Raw genomic sequence first — 2,790 nt, 5'->3', positions numbered from 1 at the left:
GTTCGGAGCAGATCGGGATCGAGCGTTTCCATACTTCGATGTTATCGAATCTTCAATTAAAAACAATTTGATTTTTTTGATCTAAAGATGGTGGCATGGCTGTTTCAACGGCAATCGGACGCCGCTCAAGCCAAGGAGAAGAAAAATGCCCATCATCAACATCAGCGTCACCGGCAAGCCCGACGCGGCTCTTTCAGCCAGCATCGCAAAGGAGATCACTGAAATCACCGCGACGCAGCTGCGCAAGGACCCGACGATCACGGCAGTTGCCGTGTCCTATGTCGATCCGCAGCACTGGTTCGCCGGCGGCAAGTCGCTGGCCGAGCACGGCACCAGCACGTTCTGGCTTGATATCAAGGTGGTCGACGGCACCAACACCAAGCTTGAGCTGGAGGCCTATCTGAAGGCGATTTTCGCGGCCTTCGGCCGTCTGCTGGGCGGCGTGCACGAGGAGAGCTACGCCTTCGTACATGAAGTGCCGGCAGCCGCTTACGGCTATGGCGGCAAGACGCAGGAATTTCGTTTCATCAGTGGACGGCTGCAGGCGGCATGACAAGCAGCTTCCCGCACCAAGGGAAGCAAAAGCTCCGCATTGACCTTGCTCCCACATCGTCTAGGTTCTGGCCGACACGGCCGCAAAGAGCCGAGATGCTAAAAACGTTGGGAGAGACGCGGCATGATCCTGACACTGGCGCTGCTTGCGGGTCTTGTTCTGGCCTGGCTGCTGATCGGCGTGGCGGAAAAATTCCGCCTCGGCCTGCGCTTCACCCAGGCGCTGCTCTATGTGCCGTTCAAGCTCGCCTACCGGATCGGGGATAGCCGCATCAGGATCGCCCGCAAGGCACAGGCTCCAGTCATCTACGTCATCTCGCATCAATCGCGCTTCGAGCCGGCGCTGATGCTGTCGCTGCTGCCGGAAGACACGCTGCATATTCTCGATGAGGTCTCGGCGCGCTCGCCGTGGCTCGAACCTTGGCGAGAGCTTGGCCGTACCATCGCCTTCAACGCCGAACATGTCTTCGTCAGCCGCCGGTTGGTGCGGGTGCTGAAGGGCAAGGGCCGGCTCGCTGTCTATCTGCCGGATGCGGTCGAGCCTGATGTCAAGACGTTTCGGCTGTTTCGTGCAGTCACCCGCATCGCCATGCAGGCCGATGCCAAGATCGTGCCGATCTTCGTCGGCGGCGCGCGCAGCCTGCCGGTGTCGCTGACACCCGCGGACAAGGCACCACGACACTGGTTTCCGCAGCTGTCGATCAGCGTGCTGGAGCCGATGACCATCGCCGAACTGGTGGCGCGCAATCTCGAGCAGGCCTCGAACACCAATGCGCTGTTCGACCGTGTCGCCGAGGCGCGGCTCTTCGGCACCAACCTCGATCGTGGCCTGTTCCTGGCCATGCGCGATGCCGCCGACCGCGTCGGCGCTTCGCATACCATCATCGAGGACGTGATCTCCGGGGCGCTGACCTACCGCAAGCTGTTCATCGGCGCCCGCGTCCTGGGCAGGCGCTTTGAGGCGGTGACGGCTCCGGGCGAGGCGGTCGGCGTGATGCTGCCCAATGCCAATGGGGTCGTGCTGTCGCTCACTGGGCTTCTGTCGTCCGGCCGGGTGGCGGCGATGATCAACTATACGGCCGGACCGGCGAGCGTCACCGCTGCCGTGCGCACGGCGGTGATAAGGACCGTGATTTCCTCCCGCGCCTTCGTCGAGAAGGCCGATCTGGCCGATATCGTCGCGGCGGTCGAAAAGGGTGGTGCCAGGCTGCTGTGGCTGGAGGATGTGCGGGAGAGCGTTACCGCGCTGGACAAGCTTGCCGCCGCTCTGCTGTGGCGCTGGCCGCTGCAGCGGCAGGATGCGGCCAAGCCGGCCGTGATTCTGTTTACCTCGGGCTCGGAAGGCACGCCGAAGGCGGTCGTGCTGTCGCACAAGAACCTGTACGCCAACGCCATGCAGGCCGAGGCGCGGATCACCATCTCGCCGGCCGACATCCTGCTCAACGTGCTGCCGGTGTTCCACTCCTTCGGCCTGACGGGCGGCACCATCCTGCCGCTGGTCACCGGGGTAAAGCTGTTCCTCTACCCCTCGCCGCTGCACTACAAGATCATCCCCGAGGTGGCGCGCAAGGTGAAGCCGACCATTATGTTCGGCACCGACACGTTCCTCGCCAACTATGCGCGCACCGCCAAGGACGGCGATTTTTCCAGCCTGCGCTTCGTCGTCGCCGGCGCCGAGGCGGTGAAGCCGGAAACCCGCCGCGTCTATCGCGAGCGCTTCCAGGCCGAGATCATCGAAGGTTTCGGGCTGACCGAGGCGGCACCGGTGGTTGCCGTCAACACGGCAATCCATGGCCGCGACGGCACGGTCGGCCGGCTGCTGCCTGCCGTGCGCATGAAGCTGGAGCCGGTTGAGGGCATCTCCGACGCCGGCCAATTGTGGCTCGACGGGCCGAACCTGATGATGGGCTACATGACGTCGGACCGCCCCGGTGAGTTGCAGCCGCTGACCGGCTGGCACGATACCGGTGACATCGTCGCCGTCGACCGCGAGGGCTTCATCACCATTCGCGGCCGCGCCAAGCGCTTCGCCAAGATCGCCGGCGAGATGGTGTCGCTGGGTGCGGTCGAGATGCTGGTGCAGTCGCTGTGGCCGGAGGAGCGCCACGCGGCTGTGGCGGTGCCGGACAAGAGACGCGGCGAGCGCATCGTGCTGGTCGCCACCGCCGACGATGCCAATCCCGACGAGCTGCGCAAATTCGGCAAACAGGCGGGCGCCGCCGAACTGATGGTGCCGAA

At 63.9% G+C, this 2,790-nt stretch carries 2 protein-coding genes; both read left to right on the top strand.

Features of this window, described 5'->3' with window-relative positions; all coding sequences use genetic code 11:
• Positions 1-145: 145 nt before the first annotated feature.
• Positions 146-553 carry a 4-oxalocrotonate tautomerase family protein gene (locus tag EOD15_RS32170; RefSeq protein ID WP_127323288.1) on the top strand — a complete coding sequence of 136 codons (408 nt, stop codon included), beginning with the start codon at positions 146-148 and terminating at the stop codon, positions 551-553.
• Between the two features lie 123 nt (positions 554-676).
• A partial coding sequence (locus EOD15_RS32165) for an AMP-binding protein (RefSeq protein ID WP_127409201.1) occupies positions 677-2,790 on the top strand: 2,114 nt, incomplete at its 3' end.

Source organism: Mesorhizobium sp. M7A.T.Ca.US.000.02.2.1 (assembly GCF_003996995.1).
In the GTDB taxonomy this organism is placed as follows: Bacteria; Pseudomonadota; Alphaproteobacteria; order Rhizobiales; family Rhizobiaceae; genus Mesorhizobium.
The sequence above is the reverse complement of the archived record's forward strand: the minus strand, read 5'-3'. Positions and strand labels throughout refer to the sequence as shown.

Bases quoted from the DNA above. Each gene is read 5' to 3' on its own strand.
- EOD15_RS32170 (WP_127323288.1), top strand. From the start codon at position 146: ATGCCCATCATCAACATCAGCGTCACCGGCAAGCCCGACGCGGCTCTT.